28 protein-coding genes and 1 tRNA gene are annotated in these 16437 nt (G+C 67.9%); 6 read left to right on the top strand and 23 right to left on the bottom strand.

Going from position 1 to position 16437, the window contains the following annotated elements; translation table 11 throughout:
- Window positions 1–29: 29 nt before the first annotated feature.
- On the bottom strand, window positions 30–401 hold the full coding sequence (locus GGR88_RS10845; protein WP_167954855.1) for a hypothetical protein: 372 nt from the start codon (window positions 399–401) through the stop codon (window positions 30–32).
- On the bottom strand, window positions 398–1072 hold the full coding sequence (locus GGR88_RS10840) for an EI24 domain-containing protein (protein WP_167954853.1): 675 nt from the start codon (window positions 1070–1072) through the stop codon (window positions 398–400). The genes GGR88_RS10845 and GGR88_RS10840 overlap by 4 nt, the downstream gene beginning before the upstream one ends.
- Before the next feature lie 101 nt (window positions 1073–1173).
- Here GGR88_RS10840 and GGR88_RS10835 point away from each other — a divergent pair, with 101 nt between their 5' ends.
- Window positions 1174–2172: an adenosine kinase gene (locus GGR88_RS10835; RefSeq protein ID WP_167954851.1), complete on the top strand. Its 999-nt coding sequence runs from the start codon at window positions 1174–1176 to the stop codon at window positions 2170–2172.
- 76 nt (window positions 2173–2248) lie between these two features.
- Here GGR88_RS10835 and GGR88_RS10830 read toward each other — a convergent pair whose 3' ends face one another.
- The 8 genes from GGR88_RS10830 to hisB form a co-directional block, all read right to left on the bottom strand.
- Entirely contained in the window at window positions 2249–3817 is a 1569-nt protein-coding gene (locus GGR88_RS10830; protein ID WP_245196831.1) for an amino acid permease, read from the bottom strand.
- A 96-nt stretch (window positions 3818–3913) separates the two neighbouring features.
- Window positions 3914–4291 carry a histidine triad nucleotide-binding protein gene (locus GGR88_RS10825; protein WP_167954848.1) on the bottom strand — a complete coding sequence of 126 codons (378 nt, stop codon included), beginning with the start codon at window positions 4289–4291 and terminating at the stop codon, window positions 3914–3916.
- Window positions 4292–4296: 5 nt separating this feature from the next.
- Window positions 4297–4614 (bottom strand): phosphoribosyl-ATP diphosphatase, encoded by a 318-nt coding sequence (locus GGR88_RS10820; protein WP_167954846.1) that lies wholly within the window; start codon window positions 4612–4614, stop codon window positions 4297–4299.
- Window positions 4611–5378: an imidazole glycerol phosphate synthase subunit HisF gene (gene hisF, locus GGR88_RS10815; RefSeq protein ID WP_167954844.1), complete on the bottom strand. Its 768-nt coding sequence runs from the start codon at window positions 5376–5378 to the stop codon at window positions 4611–4613. Before hisF ends, GGR88_RS10820 begins: the two co-directional genes overlap by 4 nt.
- A 7-nt stretch (window positions 5379–5385) precedes the next feature.
- On the bottom strand, window positions 5386–6102 hold the full coding sequence (gene hisA, locus GGR88_RS10810) for a 1-(5-phosphoribosyl)-5-[(5-phosphoribosylamino)methylideneamino]imidazole-4-carboxamide isomerase (protein ID WP_209023374.1): 717 nt from the start codon (window positions 6100–6102) through the stop codon (window positions 5386–5388).
- Complete coding sequence (gene hisH, locus GGR88_RS10805) at window positions 6099–6701, bottom strand: imidazole glycerol phosphate synthase subunit HisH (RefSeq protein ID WP_167954840.1); 603 nt, start codon at window positions 6699–6701, stop codon at window positions 6099–6101. Before hisH ends, hisA begins: the two co-directional genes overlap by 4 nt.
- Window positions 6698–6982, bottom strand: a complete 285-nt coding sequence (locus tag GGR88_RS10800; RefSeq protein ID WP_167954838.1) for a YciI family protein — start codon at window positions 6980–6982, stop codon at window positions 6698–6700. The genes hisH and GGR88_RS10800 overlap by 4 nt, the downstream gene beginning before the upstream one ends.
- Window positions 6983–6993: 11 nt before the next feature.
- The gene (gene hisB / locus GGR88_RS10795) at window positions 6994–7587 is read right to left on the bottom strand and encodes an imidazoleglycerol-phosphate dehydratase HisB (protein ID WP_167956148.1); all 594 of its coding nucleotides are present in this window, start codon (window positions 7585–7587) and stop codon (window positions 6994–6996) included.
- Between the two features lie 78 nt (window positions 7588–7665).
- Here hisB and GGR88_RS10790 point away from each other — a divergent pair, with 78 nt between their 5' ends.
- Window positions 7666–8145: an SspB family protein gene (locus GGR88_RS10790; protein ID WP_167954836.1), complete on the top strand. Its 480-nt coding sequence runs from the start codon at window positions 7666–7668 to the stop codon at window positions 8143–8145.
- Window positions 8146–8209: 64 nt separating this feature from the next.
- Here the strand turns inward: GGR88_RS10790 and GGR88_RS10785 are convergent.
- The 5 genes from GGR88_RS10785 to infA form a co-directional block, all read right to left on the bottom strand.
- A tRNA-Phe gene (locus GGR88_RS10785) sits at window positions 8210–8285 on the bottom strand.
- A 19-nt stretch (window positions 8286–8304) separates the two neighbouring features.
- Window positions 8305–8493 carry a DNA gyrase inhibitor YacG gene (locus GGR88_RS10780; protein WP_167954834.1) on the bottom strand — a complete coding sequence of 63 codons (189 nt, stop codon included), beginning with the start codon at window positions 8491–8493 and terminating at the stop codon, window positions 8305–8307.
- Window positions 8471–9472, bottom strand: coding sequence for a ribonuclease (locus tag GGR88_RS10775; RefSeq protein WP_167954832.1), 1002 nt, complete (start codon window positions 9470–9472; stop codon window positions 8471–8473). The genes GGR88_RS10780 and GGR88_RS10775 overlap by 23 nt, the downstream gene beginning before the upstream one ends.
- Before the next feature lie 3 nt (window positions 9473–9475).
- On the bottom strand, window positions 9476–10045 hold the full coding sequence (locus tag GGR88_RS10770; protein ID WP_167954830.1) for a Maf family protein: 570 nt from the start codon (window positions 10043–10045) through the stop codon (window positions 9476–9478).
- Between the two features lie 24 nt (window positions 10046–10069).
- Window positions 10070–10288 (bottom strand): translation initiation factor IF-1, encoded by a 219-nt coding sequence (infA, locus tag GGR88_RS10765; protein WP_167956146.1) that lies wholly within the window; start codon window positions 10286–10288, stop codon window positions 10070–10072.
- Window positions 10289–10516: 228 nt separating this feature from the next.
- Here infA and GGR88_RS10760 point away from each other — a divergent pair, with 228 nt between their 5' ends.
- Together GGR88_RS10760 and GGR88_RS10755 are read left to right on the top strand one after the other, a co-directional pair.
- Window positions 10517–11737 carry a multidrug effflux MFS transporter gene (locus GGR88_RS10760; protein ID WP_167954828.1) on the top strand — a complete coding sequence of 407 codons (1221 nt, stop codon included), beginning with the start codon at window positions 10517–10519 and terminating at the stop codon, window positions 11735–11737.
- Between the two features lie 72 nt (window positions 11738–11809).
- Window positions 11810–12115, top strand: a complete 306-nt coding sequence (locus tag GGR88_RS10755) for a DNA primase (protein WP_167954826.1) — start codon at window positions 11810–11812, stop codon at window positions 12113–12115.
- Between the two features lie 56 nt (window positions 12116–12171).
- Here GGR88_RS10755 and GGR88_RS15625 read toward each other — a convergent pair whose 3' ends face one another.
- The gene (locus tag GGR88_RS15625; RefSeq protein ID WP_342449813.1) at window positions 12172–12279 is read right to left on the bottom strand and encodes a glycine zipper 2TM domain-containing protein; all 108 of its coding nucleotides are present in this window, start codon (window positions 12277–12279) and stop codon (window positions 12172–12174) included.
- Between the two features lie 35 nt (window positions 12280–12314).
- On the bottom strand, window positions 12315–12485 hold the full coding sequence (locus tag GGR88_RS15620; protein WP_342449783.1) for a hypothetical protein: 171 nt from the start codon (window positions 12483–12485) through the stop codon (window positions 12315–12317).
- A 121-nt stretch (window positions 12486–12606) separates the two neighbouring features.
- Between GGR88_RS15620 and GGR88_RS10745 the strand changes: the two genes are divergently transcribed.
- A complete protein-coding gene (locus GGR88_RS10745) occupies window positions 12607–12939 on the top strand; it encodes a hypothetical protein (protein WP_167954824.1) in 333 nt (110 codons plus the stop codon).
- A 10-nt stretch (window positions 12940–12949) separates the two neighbouring features.
- On the opposite strand, the gene GGR88_RS10740 is transcribed toward GGR88_RS10745, so the two are convergent.
- The 6 genes from GGR88_RS10740 to GGR88_RS10715 form a co-directional block, all read right to left on the bottom strand.
- Window positions 12950–13540 (bottom strand): hypothetical protein, encoded by a 591-nt coding sequence (locus tag GGR88_RS10740; RefSeq protein ID WP_167954822.1) that lies wholly within the window; start codon window positions 13538–13540, stop codon window positions 12950–12952.
- A 91-nt stretch (window positions 13541–13631) separates the two neighbouring features.
- The gene (locus GGR88_RS10735; RefSeq protein WP_167954820.1) at window positions 13632–14057 is read right to left on the bottom strand and encodes an OsmC family protein; all 426 of its coding nucleotides are present in this window, start codon (window positions 14055–14057) and stop codon (window positions 13632–13634) included.
- 15 nt (window positions 14058–14072) lie between these two features.
- Window positions 14073–14546, bottom strand: a complete 474-nt coding sequence (locus GGR88_RS10730) for a DUF3597 domain-containing protein (RefSeq protein WP_167954818.1) — start codon at window positions 14544–14546, stop codon at window positions 14073–14075.
- Between the two features lie 102 nt (window positions 14547–14648).
- A complete protein-coding gene (locus GGR88_RS10725) occupies window positions 14649–14891 on the bottom strand; it encodes a hypothetical protein (protein WP_167954816.1) in 243 nt (80 codons plus the stop codon).
- Window positions 14892–14958: 67 nt separating this feature from the next.
- Entirely contained in the window at window positions 14959–15171 is a 213-nt protein-coding gene (locus GGR88_RS10720; protein WP_167954814.1) for a cold-shock protein, read from the bottom strand.
- Between the two features lie 238 nt (window positions 15172–15409).
- Entirely contained in the window at window positions 15410–16066 is a 657-nt protein-coding gene (locus tag GGR88_RS10715; RefSeq protein ID WP_167954812.1) for an SOS response-associated peptidase family protein, read from the bottom strand.
- 140 nt (window positions 16067–16206) lie between these two features.
- On the opposite strand from GGR88_RS10715, the gene GGR88_RS10710 reads away from it, so the two are divergent.
- Window positions 16207–16434 (top strand): hypothetical protein, encoded by a 228-nt coding sequence (locus GGR88_RS10710; RefSeq protein ID WP_167954810.1) that lies wholly within the window; start codon window positions 16207–16209, stop codon window positions 16432–16434.
- The last annotated feature ends 3 nt before the right edge of the window (window positions 16435–16437 follow it).

Raw genomic sequence — 16437 nt, 5'->3', positions numbered from 1 at the left:
CAAGGCGGGAGGGCGCTGCTTGTGGAATCCTATCGGCTCCGCGCCCCCGCCAGCGCCGACACGCATGCCGCCCTGTCGATGGGGCGGCCATCGGCCTGTCGGGCGTCAACATGGGTCACAACCGGCGCCGAGCCGGCGCGGCTCGGATACAGATAGGCATCGAGCACGCACGCCCCGCCGAACTGGAGCTTGCGCGCTGGTCCCTCCCGCACATCAAGCTGCGGCTCACCGAACAGGCGCTGCAACGCGGGTGCGTCATGGCCCAGCACCCGCTCCAGCCCGGCGGTGGTGTAGCTGGCCGTCGGCAACCGCGGCGGCGCGGTGGTCGACCCCGTCGGCACCGCCGTGCAGCCTCCGATGGCCAGCAACGCTGTCGCGAGGAGCAGGTACCGTTGCGTCACGCTCGTCGATCTCCATGGAACCGGTGTGTTGCGATGGCAGCGCCAAGGACGGGCGCCAGCAGGTTGACGACAGGAACCACGAACAGCAGCGCGGCGACAAGTCCGGTCGCCGCGCGCGCCCGGCGGCTGGCCGCAAGCCATTCCTTCAGTGCCGGCTCCGACAGGTGACGAGACCCGACCATTTCCCCCAGATCGCGCGAGAGCAGAAGGCTGTTCACCGCAATGAAGAGCAGCGGGGCACCGACCCCGGTCACCAGGAGAAGCAGGTAGAGCGGCAAAGCCACTGCATTGGCCACACCGGCACGGATCGCCGAACGCAAAGCCATCCCGATCTCTCGACGGAACGGCAGTGCGAGCCGCGTCCGGTTCGCTGCCGGGTAATGTCGCCGCTCGACGGCCGCCACGATCTCGTCGGCGAAAAAGCTGAGAACCGCCACCGCCAACGTCCGAAACAGCAGCGCGCCCGCCACCAGCGCCGCCAATGCACCGGCCACAGCGAATAGGCCTTCGTCAGACTGCCACCAGGCGCTCCCCAGCCGATCGGCGGCGAATGCGGCAAGCGCGACCAAAGCAGCCAGCAGAAGGAAGGTCACCAGCAGCGATTTCAGGAGAACCCGCAGGATTGCGCGATCTCCGAGCTGAGCGAGCGAAAGGAGGAGCGCCCGTGCCATGCGCTTCGATCGCCCACGGGTCGGCCAGGGTCAAGCGCCGCCCTTTGACCGCGCTTTCGCAACCGCTATGCGGCATCGGACTTTGTTCAGGAGGATTTTTGTTGACCAGCACCCGTTATGACGTCGTCGCGATCGGCAACGCGATCGTCGATGTCCTGTCCAAGGCTGACGATGCATTCATCGCCGAGCGGGCGCTCAACAAGGGCTCCATGCAACTTGTTTTCTCGATGGACGAGGCCGAGGCGCTCTATGCGGCCATGGGGCCGGGCGTCGAGATCAGCGGCGGATCCGCCGCGAACACGGTTGCCGGGATTTCGGCGCTGGGTGGTCGGACGGGCTTCATCGGACAGGTCGCGGACGATCAGCTAGGCCATGTCTTCGCGCATGACATCAAGGCGGTCGGCGTGGACTTCACGACCGAGCCGCGGCCGGGCGAGCCTTCAACGGCTCGCTGTCTGATCCTGGTGACGCCGGATGGGCAGCGCACCATGAACACCTATCTCGGCGCGTCGCAGTTCCTGCCGGAGGCGGCGCTGGACCTGGGCATGATCCGGTCGGCTTCGATCCTGTATCTGGAAGGATATCTGTGGGATCCGGAAGAGCCGAGGGCAGCGATGCGAGCGGCGATCGCGGCGAGCCGCGAGGCCGGGTTGAGGGTCGCGTTGACACTGTCGGACGTGTTCTGCATCTCGCGCCACCGAGGAGATTTCGTCGCGTTGATCGACAATGGCGACGTGGACATCCTGTTCGCCAACGAGGCGGAGATCATTTCGCTTACGGAACAGAATGATCTAGAGGGAGCACTGGCTGCAATCGCGCCGAGGGTCCCGCTGCTGGTGGTGACGTGCGGGGCCGATGGGGCCATGGCGCTGAAGGACGGCGAACGCGTCACCGTGAAGGCTGAGCCGATCGATCAGGTGGTGGACACGACCGGCGCGGGCGACCTCTTCGCCGCGGGCTTCCTGCACGGGCAGGCGCGCGGCCTGTCCTTGGAGCAGAGCCTGACTGCCGGCGCCGTGTGCGCGGCAGAGGTGATCAGCCACATCGGTGCGCGGCCGGTCGCGGACATCAAGGCATTGGTCGAAGCCCGCCTCGGATGAGAGATCTGTTGCCGTAGTGAAAAGGCCGGGCACCTCGCGGTGTCCGGCCTTTTTGTTGATCAGCGGAGCCGACCGCTCAGGGCTGCTCACCAACCGGAGCGACATATTCGCCCATGTCGGGCGCATCGTCCTGCCCTCGCCCCCGCTGCAGGTTCGAATTGTGCATGCCGTAGACGAAATAGAGGATCACGGCGCCAAGCATGTACCACAGGAAGAACTGGAGCACGGCCCAGGGAACGGTGGTGATCAGGTAAGCGCACGATAGAATTCCGAGCAGCGGCAGCACCGGATACAGCGGCACAGAGAAGCCGCGGGGCAGGTCGGGCGCCGTCCGGCGAAGGTAGATGACGGACAGGCAGACGATGGCGAAGGCCGCCAGCGTCCCGACCGATGTCATGTCGCCCAGAACGTTGATGTCGAAGAAGCCGGCCGCAACGGCGGTAATCACGCCGACCAACATCGTGTTGATGTAGGGCGTCTTGAAGCGCGGATGGACGGTCGCGAAAACGCGCGGCAGCAGGCCGTCGCGCGCCATGGTATAGAAGATGCGCGTCTGGCCATACATCAGGACCAGCACGACAGACGTCAGGCCGATGATCGCGCCGATCTTGATGATCTTGGCCAGCCAGCTCCACGTCGGGCCGAAGCTGTCCACAACGACCGCGACCGGATCGGGCACGTTCAGCGAGGCGTAGGGCACCAGCAGCGTCATGATGGCCGCGACCAGCATGTAGATGACGGTGCACACCACCAGCGACCCGATGATCCCGAAGGGCATGTCCTTTTGCGGATTCTTGGCTTCCTGCCCGGCCGTCGAGACTGCTTCGAAGCCAATATAGGCGAAGAAGACGATCGAGGCCGCGCGCATGATGCCTTCCGCTCCGAACCGCCCCTCTCCTTCGTTGGCCGGGATGAAGGGGGTCCAGTTGGTGGCCACGAGGTCAGACAGATTGGCAAGAACAATCAGGCCGCCAACCACGATGAAGGCGACCAACACGCTGACCTTGATGGCAACGATGGCGTTGTTGACCTTCGCGGATTCCGAGACGCCACGCACCAGGAGCGCCGCGAGTGCGAGGCAGATCAGAAAAGCGGGAAGGTTGAAAATGGTGGTCACCGGTTGCCCGTCGACGAGAACGGGCACGCCGTCGCGCATCAGTGTGTATCCGGCCGGGCCGGTTAGCTGGAGCGGGATCTGCAATCCGAAATCTGCAAGCAGGCTGACCACGTAGCCTCCCCACCCGACGGCAACGACGGACGCAGCCAGGCCATATTCGAGCAGCAGCAGTGCACCCATTGTCCAGGCCACGAATTCGCCAAGCGTGGTGTAGCCGTAGGTGTAGGCCGATCCGGACACCGGAAGCGTGGAGGAAAGCTCGGCATAGCAGAGTCCGGCAAAGGCGCAGACGATGCCGGCAACGACGAACGACAGGAGAACGGCAGGGCCTGCATGCAGAGCGGCGGCACTGCCGGTGCGCACGAAGATGCCTGCGCCGATGATGCAGCCGACGCCCAGCAGCAGCAGGTTCCACTTGCCGAGCGTCCGCTTGAGCTCGCTGGAGGCCGTTTCATGCTGAACCTGTGCGATTGACTTGCGAGCAAACATCCGCTCGATCACGCCACGCCGCGGTGGGCTGGTTGCCATTTGGTTGTAATCCCCTTGGGCGCTTGGGCGCCGCGTTCCTGATCAGAGTGGGAGCGTAGCGGCAATCGCCGGGGGCGCAATCCCCGGCTGGTTCGGTCAGCCGGCGAGCATGGTGCCGAGCGGCCGGCCGCCGAACAGGTGGACGTGAAGGTGAGGCACCTCCTGCCCGCCATGGCTGCCGATGTTGGCGAGCAGCCGGTATCCATTCGCATCCAGGCCTAGCATGCGGGCAACAGTGCCGACCGCCCGGACGAAGCCGGCAATCTCCTTGTCGCTCGCCCGATCGGAGAAGTCGTCCCACGAGACATAGGCGCCGCGCGGAATGACCAGGACGTGGGTCGGAGCCTGCGGGGCGATGTCCTCGAACGCGACGGCATGATCGTCTTCCCAGACCCGCCTGGCGGGGATCTCACCGCGCAGGATGCGGGCGAAGATGTTGTTCGGGTCATAGGGCTGCGTGATGTCGACGGGCATGCGCGTCATCCTGCCGTGCGGGCGGCCTTTTCGTCCAGACCCGAGACACCTTCCCGGCGGTCAAGCTCCGCCATCACGTCGGCCAGCGCGACGTGCTTCAGGCGGAGGAGGACGAGGAGGTGGAACAAGAGGTCGGCGGCCTCGGCCGTCAGGGCTGCGGGATCGTCGTCCAGCGCCGCGACCAGCGTCTCCACCGCTTCCTCGCCGAGCTTGCGCGCGGCAAGCGGCGCCCCGCCGGCAGCCAGGCGCGCGACATAGGACTTGGCCGGATCACCTGACAGGCGATCGGCAATCACGGCATCGAGACGTTCAAGCGTGGTCATGCCGGCTCCCGTGTGGAAAGGCCCGCCGTTCGCAGCGCACGATGCGCGTCCCCGACGCTGGCTTCGCCGAAGTGGAAAATGGACGCGGCGAGCACCGCGCTGGCGCCGCCATCCACGACCCCTGCGACAAGATGATCAAGGGACCCGACGCCCCCGCTCGCCACCACCGGCACGTCCACCGCATCGGCCACCGCGCGTGTGAGCGCAAGGTCATAGCCGTCGCGGGTTCCATCCCGGTCCATTGAGGTCACGAGCAACTCGCCCGCGCCGAGGGCGGCGAGGCGGCGGGCATGGTCGAGCGCATCGATGCCGGTTGCGCGGCGTCCGCCATGGGTGAAGACCTCCCAGCGACCCGGTGCCACTGCCCGAGCGTCGACCGAGGCAACCACGCACTGGCTTCCGAAGCGGCTGGCGATGTCGCCGACGAGTTCCGGGCGGGCGACCGCGGCGGAGTTGACCGCAACCTTGTCCGCGCCCGCCAGCAGGAGCGCGCGGGCATCATCGGCCGACCGGACGCCGCCGCCGACGGTGAGTGGCATGAAGCAGACCGCCGCCGTGCGGGCCACCACATCGACCATGGTGCCGCGCGCCTCATGGCTGGCACCGATATCCAGGAAGCAGAGCTCGTCCGCACCGGCCGCATCATAGGCGCGCGCCTGCTCGACGGGATCGCCAGCATCCTTGAGGTCGACGAAATTGACGCCCTTCACCACCCGGCCGCCGGCGACGTCGAGGCAGGGGATGACGCGGATGCGGACCGTCATCGGGCGATCATGGCCGGCCGACCGCCAGCGCTTCGGCCATGTCGATCCGGCCGTCGTAGATCGCGCGGCCGACGATCACGCCGGCAAGGCCGGCCTCCGCCACGGCGCGAATATCCTCGATCCCGGCAGCGCCGCCGCTCGCGATGACGGGGATCGAGACCGCCTTGGCAAGTGCCACCGTTGCGTCGAGGTTCACGCCCTTCAGAAGCCCGTCACGGCCGACGTCGGTGAACAGCAGCGCGGCGACCCCCGCATCCTCGAACCGGCGGGCCAGATCGGCCACGGCAACGTCCGTGACATTGGCCCAGCCGCGGGTGGCGACCATGCCGCCCCGCGCGTCCACGGCGACCACGATCCGGCCGGGATGGGCGGCCGCGGCGGTCCGGACGAGATCGGGCTGCTCCAGCGCCGCCGTGCCGATCACGACACGCCAGACGCCGGCGTCCAGCCAGCGATCGATATCGGCGCGGGTCCGGATGCCGCCGCCGAGCTGAACATGCCCCGGAAAGGACGCCAGGATGGATGCCACGGCGTCGGCGTTGCGCGCCGTCCCGGCAAAGGCGCCGTCAAGGTCGACAACGTGGAGGTGGGTGGCGCCAGCCTCTCCGAACAGGCGCGCGCGGGCGCCCGGATCGTCGCCATAGACGGTGGCGCGGTTCATTTCCCCCTCGGCCAGGCGGACCACCTGTCCGGCCTTGAGGTCGATTGCGGGAAAAAGGATCATGGGCACCAGTCCAGAAAGCGGCGGAGGAAGGCGAGGCCGTAGCGCTGGCTTTTCTCGGGATGAAATTGCACGCCGATCGCCGTTTCCCGCCCGACCGCCGCGGTGACGGTGCCGCCATGGTCTGTGGTCGCAAGCACGCCGTCGCCCTCATAGGCGAACCCGTGCAGGAAATAGGCCTCGCCGGGTTCTAGAAGCGCGCTTCCCCCAAGGGGCCGGACGTCATTCCAGCCCATGTGCGGAACCTTGAGCGCGCCGGCGGGCGAAAGCGGCCGGACGCGGCCGGAAAGCCAGCCGAGCCCCGCGGTGTCGCCATGCTCCTCCCCGACGGACGCCATCAGCTGCATGCCGACGCAGACACCCAGGAACGGCCGGGCGTCGCGGCGGACACGCTCGTCCAGCGCATCGACCAGGCCCGGCACGGCCCGCAGGGCCGTCGCGGCAGCGGCAAAGGCGCCAACCCCGGGGAGCACGATCCGATCAGCGGCCCGCACCACATCCGGATCGGCGGTGACGCAGATGTCCTCCGCGCCCACCGTCCGCAGCGCGTTCTCGACAGAGCGAAGATTGCCCGCGCCGTAATCGATAAGCGCGAGCGTCAAGACTTCAGCGCCTCCAGCCCCGGCGCGACAACCGACGGCGCAACCTCGATGAAGCGATAGTCGGAGAGATCGTGGACAGCGAACGGATCGGTCGCGGCCCAGGCGGCGACATCCTCCTTGGTGCCACGCGCCAGGAACATGCCGCCGGTGACCGGAACCTGTCGCCCGGCGAGCAGCAGGCGACCGTCGGCCACGCCCTGCCGCAGCCAGTCGAGATGATCGGCGCGGTGACGGTCGATCTCCTCGATCGGCGCCTTGTAGTCGAGCAGCACCACAATCATTGAAGGCTCCTTCAGCCGGCGAGCGTGCCCTTGGTGGACGGGATCGCGCCCGCCTTGCGCGGGTCGAGCGCCACCGCCTGGCCGAGCGCGCGGGCAAGCCCCTTGAACACGCTTTCGGCAATGTGGTGATTGTTGCGGCCGTAGAGCAGCTCCACGTGCAGCGTAATGCCAGCGGTCTGCGCCAGGCTGTGCGCAAAATGCTCGAACAGTTCGGTGTCCATCTCGCCCAGCCGAGGCTGCGTGAAGGGCACGCGCCAGTGGAGCCAGGGACGACCGGACAGGTCCAGCGCGACCCGGGTGAGCGCTTCGTCCATCGGCGCGTGCGCCTCGCCGTAACGCGCGACACCGGCCTTTTCGCCGAGCGCATTGGCCAGCGCGCCGCCGAGCGCCAGCGCCGTGTCCTCCACCGTATGATGCTGGTCGATGTGAAGGTCGCCCTTCGCCTCAACGTCGATGTCGATGCCCGAGTGGCGGGCAAGCTGTTCCAGCATATGATCGAAAAAGCCGATGCCGGTGCGAATGGCGTGGCGCCCGGTGCCGTCGAGGCCGACGGTCACGCGGAGCGCGGTTTCGCTGGTGGTCCGTTCGGAGGTGCCGGTGCGCATCGCGTCGCTATAGCGCCCGGCGGAGTGCGCGCAACGCGTCTTGACCGGGGCGACCATCGGGTTCACCAGCCAAGGAGCATGACCGACACGCCCGACAGCCTCATCCCTTATGACGAGATCGTGCAGGAAGCCCTGCGCGCCGTCGTGGGTCGGGTGCTGGGCGAGGTGGAGGAAACGGGCGTGCTGCCGGGCGCGCACCATTTCTACATCACCTTCAAGACGCGCTCTGCCGGCGTGCAGATGCCGACCAGCCTGCTGCAGCGGTTTCCCGACGAGATGACCATCGTCATCCAGCACAAGTTCTGGGACCTGAAGGTCGCAGCCGAGCATTTCGAGGTCGGGCTGAGCTTCAACCAGGTGCCGGCCAAGCTGTCGATCCCATTCGCCGCGGTGACGGGCTTCGTGGATCCCAGCGTCAACTTCGCGCTGCAGTTCAAGGCGCAAGATGAGGGCGGGCCGGAACCGCACGACGATGCCGAGAACGACGAGCCGCCGGTGGCGACGCCGGTTGAGCCGGGATCAAACGTCGTGTCGGTGGACTTCGGCCGCAAGAAATAGGCTTGCCGGCGGCAGAGTCACGCAGCCGCGGAAACTCTGATCAGATCTGTTGGCAAGGGCGGGGTGGTGCCCAGGGACGGAGTCGAACCGCCGACACTGCGATTTTCAGTCGCATGCTCTACCAACTGAGCTACCTGGGCCCGCATCGCGGAAGCGGGCCTATAGGGCGGGGTCGGCGTCGCTGTCCAGCCCGTTTGGCACAGGCTTTCCGGGAAGCCGATAACCGTCGCCCAGCCAGTTGAGGAGGTCGCGGTCGCGGCAGCCGCGGCTGCAGAAGGGTTTGAACTCAGGCGAGGGTGCAGTGCCGCAGATCGGACAGGCGGCATTAGAGCGGCTGGCGGTGGACATCGCCAACCCAGATGGGTCTGCCGGGATCGGGGTGCAAGACGACCTCCGCGCCCACCCGCCGGGCAAGCAGACCGGACCAGCCGCGCTCCCTTATTCGGCCCAGCACGCCTGGCGTCGCGGTGAGGTGAAGCGGGCCGGCGCCGGGCGTGCGCTCCGCCCGGCGGAGCAGTGCGAGCGCGGCGCTGACCGCCGGATCCTCCCGGACGCGCTCGATCAGCGAGGCGCGCGCACGCGGGCGGACGATCTGCACGAAACCGAAGCCGTTCACCGCCGTTCGCTCGAACGGTTGCGGCAGCAGCCGGTCGATCGCTTCCGCCGCCGCCAGGCGTGCGTCCTTGCGGCCGGCCGTCGGCAGATCAATCCCGATCGACCCGCCGATGCCAAGGCGGCGGATGGCAGCGGCGGACGCGGCGGCTCCGGCGATGGCCAGCGCGGCGAGGTCCCCGTCGCCATCGACGTCGATCAGCGTCATGGCAGGTGTGGGGCTGATCCGCAGCCGTCCGCCGTCGAAATCGAGATCGCCCGTGCGCGCGGCGTCCAGCACTTCACCCCAGCCGGCCGCCTCCAGCAGGTCGCTGTCGTGATGCCGGGTAGGCTGAACGGGATGGGGGCTGGAGGAGAGACGGGCGAAAAGGTCGGGCCCCGGGCCGAGAGCGGCGTCATCAGGTGCCATCCGCACCCGCGCGCGCTTGAGCGCTCCGGCCTCGGGCAGCGCCTCACGGACGACCTCGGCTACGAACGCCATGCCTTCCGTGATCCTTGCCGGCACGGGCTCCAGCAGCGCCTCGACGCCGCCGTCAAGGATGGCGATCGCGCGGCGCCCGGGTTGGAGCACCTGGTGGAGGCGGGCAGGGAGGATCGATCCGACGACGGGCCCATCATCGTCGCGCTCGACCATGGCCTCCACGATCGAGCCACCATCGACCAGGGCGGCGCGCCGCTCGCCGATGCCGTCCTCAAACAGCCAGCGGCTTGCCACCTGTCAGTCGAGCGGATAGCCGGCCGCACGGAGCAGCCGCCGCGTTTCCATCAGCGGCAATCCGACCACGCCGGAGTGACTTCCGCTCATGAAGCGGACAAATGCCTCCGCACGGCCCTGGATGGCGTAGCCACCTGCCTTCTCAAGGCCCTCACCGCACCTGACATATGCGTCGATCTCTTCGTCGGAGAGGCGTTGAAACGCGACGATCGTGTCCGACAGACGCGTTCGCACCTTGCCTGCTCCATCGATGACGCAGACGGCTGACAGTGCGTGGTGGCGGCGGCCCGACAGGAGGCAGAGCAGGTGGCGCTGAATGCCTTCGTCACCGGCCGGGGGGAGGATGCGCCGACCAAGGGCGATGGTGGTGTCGCCCGCGACGACGATGTCGCCCGCGGGCCGGGGGACGGCCGACGCTTTCTCCACCGCGAGACGCACCGCGTAGTCGCGCGGCAGCTCTCCCGTCTTCGGGCTCTCATCGATGTCGGGCGATACCGCCAGGTCGACAGAAACGCCGATCCGCGCCAGCAGATCGCGCCGGCGTGGCGATGATGATGCGAGGATCAGACGCATGGGCCGATTGCGGCTCCCAAGCGCTTACTTGAAGCGATAGGTAATCCGACCCTTGGTCAGATCATAGGGCGTGAGTTCAACAAGAACCTCGTCGCCGACGAGAACTCGGATGCGGTTCTTGCGCATCTTTCCGGCAGTGTGACCGAGAACCTCATGATCATTCTCAAGGCGCACACGGAACATGGCGTTGGGAAGAAGCTCCACAACCTGGCCACGCATTTCGAGCAGTTCTTCCTTCGCCAAGCGGCAACCTTCATCTTGGAGGACTGAGAGCGCGCCGCCCATAGCCGCATGGGGCCCAAAAGGGAAGCTCGCTGCACCGATATAGGACGTCTGGCCCGGCTTTGAACGGAGTGGCTGTCCGGTCGTTGTGCGCCGGAGCGGTTTTTCTGCTCCTGCAGGGTTTCGCTGCAGTGCAGAAGGAACCATCTGGCAGCCATGCTAAAGCAAAGCTCCCTCGCGTCGGTCGACATGGGCCACGATCGCATTGGCTTCACCGAATTCGTCGCTTTGATCGCCGCGCTGATGGCGATGACCGCCTTGTCGATCGATTCCATGCTGCCGGCGCTGCCCGCGATTGGCGAAAGCCTGCAGGTGGTGGCCGACAACGATCGCCAATGGGTAATCGCGTCTTTCCTGATCGGTTTTGGTCTCGGCCAGATCGTGCATGGGCCCTTGTCCGACCGGTTCGGACGAAAGCCGGTGCTGCTGACAAGCCTTGGCTTTACCATCCTCTTCAACATCGCGGCAGCGGTGGCGGGGAGCTTCACGCTGCTGGTTGCCGCACGCCTGCTAAGCGGCGTGGCCGTGGCGTCGTCCCGCGTCCTCACTGTGTCGATCGTGCGTGACCGATATTCCGGGCGGCAAATGGCGCGGGTGATGAGCCTGGCGTTCATCGTGTTCATGGCGGCGCCCATTCTCGCGCCGATCTTCGGCCAGCTCGTCCTGACGGTCGCGCCCTGGCGGGCGATCTTTGCCGCCCTGGCGACTGCGGCGGCGATGCTGCTGATGTGGGCGGCGTGGCGATTGCCGGAGACCTTGCCGGCAGAAAACCGGCGGCCGCTGAGCATCGCCGCGCTGATCCAGGGTTTCCGCGGCACTCTGTCGGACCGTATGTCGGTCGGGTACACCGCTGCCTTCGCACTTTTGCTGGCCGCGCTCTACGGCTTCATCAACTCGATCCAGCAGGTGGTTACGGATGTTTACGGGCGCGCCGACCTGCTGATCCCGGTGTTTGCGGCCGTGGGCACTGCTATGGCGGTTGCGTCGTGGTTCAATGCACGGCTTGTGCTGCGGCTGGGCACCCGGTTCATCTCGCATTGGGCGCTGATCGGCTTCATTACGTTCGCTGCGGTCCATCTGCTGCTTGCACTGACGGGACGCGAGACGGTGGTGCTGTTCGTGGCGGTGCAGGCGGCGATGATGGCCTGCTTCGGCCTGACCGGATCGAACTTCGGTGCGATGGCCATGGAGAACATGGGGCGCATGGCCGGGATGGCTTCGAGCGTGCAGGGCTTCATCGGCAGCACGGCGGGCGCAGTCATGGGATTGCTGATCGGGCAGGCGTTTGATGGCACTGCCGTTCCGCTCTACTTGGGCTTCCTGGTAGCGGGTCTGGGATCCCTGTTGCTGACCTTCATAACGGAACGGGGAACGCTGTTTCGCCGTGGTGTGCCGGAGGCTGCCGAATAAGGCTGGGGAGAGGAACCGGGCACGATCCTCACGCGCTTCGCAGGTCCAACCTCTTTTGCCAAAGGATCGGCCATGAGCCCGCGCACCCCGCTCAACCCCGAAAACGATCGCGACGGTTATGACGAAAGCCAGCGCGCCGAAGTTCATGAATATGAAGGCGGCGGTCCTGGCGACGGGATCATCAAGACGGACATGACGCAGGATCGCGGCGGCGACCTGGACGAGGAACTGGATGGGCGGGCGCCGGAAGCGCCGGATGGCTTCCAGGAGATGGCCGGTGCGTCCGTCGACGATCTGGACGACGACGACCTCAACGACGAGGACGGCGACGACGTGCTGACCGACGGTCAGGACGAGGATGACAGCAACGCGCTGTAGATACGAAAAAGGGGAGGCTTTCGCCTCCCCTCGATCGCTGACGGATGTCCTAAGCCTTATCGGCAGCGACGACGATCCGTGCCGCGCTCCACCTCACGACCGAGCAGGGCGCCGGCAACGGCACCACCGACGGTGCCGAGCGTGCGATCGCCGCGGGTGTCGATTGCACGTCCGGCGAGCGCACCGGCCGCGCCGCCGATCAGGAGGCCGGTGGTGCCGTCGTTCTTGCGGAATAGGTCCGGCCGTCACAACCGCGCCACTCACGCGTCCAGCCGTCGCGGCCACGCTGGGCCTCGGCACTGTCAACCGCGACGATCATCGTCGGGGCAATGGTCAGGGCCGCCGCAGCGGCAAAGGTCATCATACGCATAACAACAGTCCTTTCTGGATCGTTTCAGTTTGTCCAACGCGTCTCCCCTGCGCCCTGTTTCATGAACCCCGAGCAACACGACGAACCGTTGAGGCGTTGTCTCGCGAAAGGAGAGCGTCTGATGAACAGCAGCGACAAGATGCCGGCAACAGGGCCCGACACTGCGGGACCTGCGGACCTGAAGCAGGGCGGCGGCGATCCGGCGGCGACCCTGCCGGAACGGGACGGACTGGACCCCGGCGGCGCCGGCGACCTGACGGGGATTGGGGGCGATGCGCCGCGCGATCCGCGCGCTGTCGGTGAGCGGTCTTTGGCTGGCGGTGCGGAGCGGCCGTCCAGCCTCGGAGAGGCGATCGGGACGGGCGCAGGTGCGGCGGATGCGGGGTCCGGCACCCCTGCCGACACCGCCGGTGCGGGCGGTGGCGGTGCGGAGGGCGGCGTGGGCCAGCGCTAAGCGCCAGCCCTTACGGGTTGGAGGGAGGACCGTCCTTCACCAGAGCAGGCGCGAAGGCGGACCGGTCACCGTCCGGGATGCCAGCGGTCGGATCCGGGCGGAAGGCGTCGGGCGCGCGGTCCGCCGGGCCGTTATGGGGCTTGTCGGATGCAAGGTCGGGCACGGCATGCCCCTCCTGACCGGGGCGGGTCGACGCGTCGCCGCCCTTGGCGGGACGGCTGCGGCTGTAGAGCACGGCGCCGGCCGCGATCGCGGCGCCTGCACCGGCAACGAGGGCGGCGATAACACCGGGCTTCTTGGCGGTGTCGGCGATCACCTCGGCGGCGTTGCGTGCGCTCTTCCCGACGCGGTCCGCGGCCTTGGTCGCGGACTTGCGGGCGGTGGCGACGGGGCCCTTGGCGGTTGCCTTGCGGGCCGCGGCCTTGCGGCGGGGTGCGGGCTTGGGCGCGTCGGCCGCCTTCTTGCTGCGGGTGGATTTCGGCGCGGCGGCATCCGCCTTGGCGGCGCGGGGGGCGCGGGCGGACTTGGGCGCGGTGGACTTGCGCGGGCGCCGGGCGGGAGCGTCCGGGCCGGTCGGGGTCGTATCGTCGTTGTCGGCCATGTTGACACTCCCAATCGATGTTTGTCCGGCCGACAACGGGCAGGGGGCGGGGTCGTTCCGGAGGCGTGTCGCTTCGGCCCCGCCCGCCCGGTCAGCCGAACCGATGTGTCAAGCTGATGTCGGCGTTGAGGAGCTTGGAGATCGGGCAGTTGGCCTTCGCTTCCTGCGCAAAACGGTCGAATTCCTCGGCCGACAGCCCCGGGACCTGGCCATTGAGGTCGAGTTCGGAGCGGGTGACCTTGAAGCCGTCGCCGTCCTTGTCGAGCGTCACCTTTGCCGTGGTTTCGAGCGTGCCGTCCGTGTGGCCGGCACCGGCGAGCGCGAAGGACAGGGCCATTGTGAAGCAGCCGGCGTGCGCGGCGGCGATCAATTCTTCCGGATTTGTGCCCTTTTCGTCGCCAAAACGCGTGTTGAAGCTGTACGGCGTGCCGTCCAGGACGCCGGAGGGCGCCGTCAAGCGGCCCTTGCCGTCCTTCCCCAGGCCTTCGTAGCGGGCGGTTGCGGTGCGGGTGGTCATCGAGGGAGCTCCTTTTCAGTCGCGCAGGTCGGCGGGGACGCGGCCACCATTGTCGGCAAGCGCGCGCATCACGGCCTTGTGCAGCCAGATGTTCATTTCGGCCGAGCCGTTCTTCTCACCGGTGTAGCCAAGCTCGGTCGCGAGCTCGCGGCGGTTGTCGAGGCTGGAATCGATGTCGAGCAGCTTCATCAGGTCGACGATGGAGGTGCGCCAGTTGAGCGCCGGGCCACCCTTCTGTTCCTGGAGGCGGGTGAGGACGGCCTCCACATCGACCGGCTGCTGCTGTTGCGGCTGCTGCGCGGTCGGCTGCGGCTGGGCGGCGGGTGCGGCCGGGGCGGGCGCCGGCACCGCGGGGCGGGGTGCCGCCGTCGGCTGCGCGGGCGTGGGAGCCGGGGCGGGCGCGGGGCGTGCGCCGCCACCGCCGAACTGCCCGCCGAGCGGGCCGTTGTCGCCGAAGATGGCGTGCTTGATCTTGCCGAAGATGCTCATGGTCCATGTCCCCATAAGATGGTTCGGGGAACGAACGCGTCCGGCGGCGCGGGGATGCGCGGCGCCCGACAAAGTTTGCGCCGGGCGGCGGCCAAGCCGGGATCAGCCGGCGGGATCGGAGTCCGGGTTGGCGGCGGCGTCCGCGTCGCGCGCGGTGCGGGCGGCGACGGCCTGGGCCTCACGCTCCTGCCGCTGGATGCGGGTGCGGTCCGACCGGTCGGCCATCGCGGCCCATGCCGCCTCGGCCCGTTCGGCGCGGATGCGAACATTGTCGAGCGTCGCGGCATCGGCGTTGCGGCGCTCCGCATCGGCGCGTTCGCGGTACAGGCTGGCTTCGTCGACCATGAGCGGTCCTCCTCGTGAGCGGAAACGGGGGCGACGTCCCGGGTGAGCCGCCGCCCGGTGGCCGATGCTACTCGGCGTGCTGGAGGTTGACGGCTGCGGTCTTGCCGCGGCGATCCTCCTCCAGATCATAGCTGACGCGGTCGTTCTGGTTGAGCGTGCCCATGCCGGCGCGCTCCACCGCGGAGATGTGGACGAACGCATCGTTGCCGCCGCCATCGGGCGCGATAAAGCCATAGCCCTTGTCGGCGTTGAAGAACTTGACGGTACCGGTGATCGCCATGAGGCGGATCCTTCCTTCGTTGGGGCGACCCGATCGTCGGGCCGCCTGGGGCCGCGAGCAGGGAAAGAAGGAAGTTGGAGCCGCAAAGCGCCGAAAGACCGTCGATATGCGAGCCGCAGCCATATGGGAGCGGCAACGCCGCGATCAAGGGCAAGCCAAGCTTGCCCTCCATCTGGCAAGGCCGGCCGGCGGCGCGGAAAGCGCCGACCGACGACGCGGCTGTGCCGCGGCGCCCCCCTCAGCCCACCTTGGTCGCGCGGAGCGTGCCCGCCGGCGCGGGGCGGCAGAGATCGGCGGTGGGGGCGGTGCCGTCGAGCCAGCCGGCCCAGTCGGCACGGTCGATCACCACGACCTGGCGGCTGTGATAGGGCGCGACGTCCGGCCCGGGTTCGGCCGTGAGCATCGCGAACGCCTCCCCCACGCCCGCGTCCGCGCGCCAGATGCCGGCGATGCAGAACCAGGGGTCGCGGCTGTGGTTGAAGATCCAGCGGGTCTTGCGCTTCGCCCCGCCCTCGGGCGCGGTGAATTCATAGAAGCCGTCGACCGGGATGAGGCAGCGGCCGCCCTTTGCGCCAGTGTTGGCAATCGTGCGGCCGTCCGAGCGGTAGTTGTAGACGGGGCGGCCGCCGGGCCCGGGCCAGCTCCAGCGGCGGGTGACAAGTTCGGCGGGACGCGGCGTGCCGGGGGCACGCTGCGCGTCGAACTCGGCGGCGCCGGGCGGGGCGTCGGCAGCGGAGGCGGCGGTGCGGACGACCACGGTGGGATCGGTGATGCGGAAGCCGTCGAGCGGCGCCATGTTGGGCGCGCCTTCGGGAAAGACGAGGGGTATGCGAAGGTCGCTGAAATCCTCGCGGAGCTGGCCGAGAGCGATGCGACGGGCTGCTTCGTTGCACATGGCGCGCCGGCCTAGCGATTTAGCTGCGCTAAATCGAGGCTGGAGGCGCGCCCGGCCGGCGGCGCCGAAAGCGCCGACCGACGACGCGGCTTTGCCGCGGCGGCCTTTCCTACACGTTCCCCATTCGTTCTAATGCCTGCATGGGCAATTTCCGAGTCTGGATCACCAGCGGCTTCATGACCCGCCACCAGTCGGCGGAGGTGCGGTGCCGCGGGTGCAAGCGGGTGGTGGTGTTCCCGGCCAAGATGTTCAACGACATGTTCCAGCCGCCGATCTCCGTCAGCGAAGCGGAAAAGCGTCTCCGCTGCCGCCAGTGCGGCGCCCGCGACGCGATCGTGGTGGCGGTGTTCAGGGAGTATCATGGGTAACAA

Source organism: Sphingomonas jejuensis, from assembly GCF_011927695.1.
GTDB classification, from domain to species: Bacteria; Pseudomonadota; Alphaproteobacteria; order Sphingomonadales; family Sphingomonadaceae; genus Sphingomonas_K; species Sphingomonas_K jejuensis.
The sequence above is the reverse complement of the archived record's forward strand: the minus strand, read 5'-3'. Positions and strand labels throughout refer to the sequence as shown.

Bases quoted from the DNA above. Each gene is read 5' to 3' on its own strand.
- GGR88_RS10840 (WP_167954853.1), bottom strand. From the start codon at position 1,072: ATGGCACGGGCGCTCCTCCTTTCGCTCGCTCAGCTCGGAGATCGCGCA.
- GGR88_RS10830 (WP_245196831.1), bottom strand. From the start codon at position 3,817: ATGGCAACCAGCCCACCGCGGCGTGGCGTGATCGAGCGGATGTTTGCT.
- GGR88_RS10825 (WP_167954848.1), bottom strand. From the start codon at position 4,291: ATGCCCGTCGACATCACGCAGCCCTATGACCCGAACAACATCTTCGCC.
- GGR88_RS10820 (WP_167954846.1), bottom strand. From the start codon at position 4,614: ATGACCACGCTTGAACGTCTCGATGCCGTGATTGCCGATCGCCTGTCA.
- hisF (WP_167954844.1), bottom strand. From the start codon at position 5,378: ATGACGGTCCGCATCCGCGTCATCCCCTGCCTCGACGTCGCCGGCGGC.
- hisA (WP_209023374.1), bottom strand. From the start codon at position 6,102: ATGATCCTTTTTCCCGCAATCGACCTCAAGGCCGGACAGGTGGTCCGC.
- GGR88_RS10800 (WP_167954838.1), bottom strand. From the start codon at position 6,982: ATGATTGTGGTGCTGCTCGACTACAAGGCGCCGATCGAGGAGATCGAC.
- hisB (WP_167956148.1), bottom strand. From the start codon at position 7,587: ATGCGCACCGGCACCTCCGAACGGACCACCAGCGAAACCGCGCTCCGC.
- GGR88_RS10790 (WP_167954836.1), top strand. From the start codon at position 7,666: ATGACCGACACGCCCGACAGCCTCATCCCTTATGACGAGATCGTGCAG.
- GGR88_RS10780 (WP_167954834.1), bottom strand. From the start codon at position 8,493: ATGTCCACCGCCAGCCGCTCTAATGCCGCCTGTCCGATCTGCGGCACT.
- GGR88_RS10770 (WP_167954830.1), bottom strand. From the start codon at position 10,045: ATGCGTCTGATCCTCGCATCATCATCGCCACGCCGGCGCGATCTGCTG.
- GGR88_RS10760 (WP_167954828.1), top strand. From the start codon at position 10,517: ATGGGCCACGATCGCATTGGCTTCACCGAATTCGTCGCTTTGATCGCC.
- GGR88_RS10755 (WP_167954826.1), top strand. From the start codon at position 11,810: ATGAGCCCGCGCACCCCGCTCAACCCCGAAAACGATCGCGACGGTTAT.
- GGR88_RS15620 (WP_342449783.1), bottom strand. From the start codon at position 12,485: ATGCGTATGATGACCTTTGCCGCTGCGGCGGCCCTGACCATTGCCCCG.
- GGR88_RS10745 (WP_167954824.1), top strand. From the start codon at position 12,607: ATGAACAGCAGCGACAAGATGCCGGCAACAGGGCCCGACACTGCGGGA.
- GGR88_RS10740 (WP_167954822.1), bottom strand. From the start codon at position 13,540: ATGGCCGACAACGACGATACGACCCCGACCGGCCCGGACGCTCCCGCC.
- GGR88_RS10735 (WP_167954820.1), bottom strand. From the start codon at position 14,057: ATGACCACCCGCACCGCAACCGCCCGCTACGAAGGCCTGGGGAAGGAC.
- GGR88_RS10730 (WP_167954818.1), bottom strand. From the start codon at position 14,546: ATGAGCATCTTCGGCAAGATCAAGCACGCCATCTTCGGCGACAACGGC.
- GGR88_RS10725 (WP_167954816.1), bottom strand. From the start codon at position 14,891: ATGGTCGACGAAGCCAGCCTGTACCGCGAACGCGCCGATGCGGAGCGC.
- GGR88_RS10720 (WP_167954814.1), bottom strand. From the start codon at position 15,171: ATGGCGATCACCGGTACCGTCAAGTTCTTCAACGCCGACAAGGGCTAT.
- GGR88_RS10715 (WP_167954812.1), bottom strand. From the start codon at position 16,066: ATGTGCAACGAAGCAGCCCGTCGCATCGCTCTCGGCCAGCTCCGCGAG.
- GGR88_RS10710 (WP_167954810.1), top strand. From the start codon at position 16,207: ATGGGCAATTTCCGAGTCTGGATCACCAGCGGCTTCATGACCCGCCAC.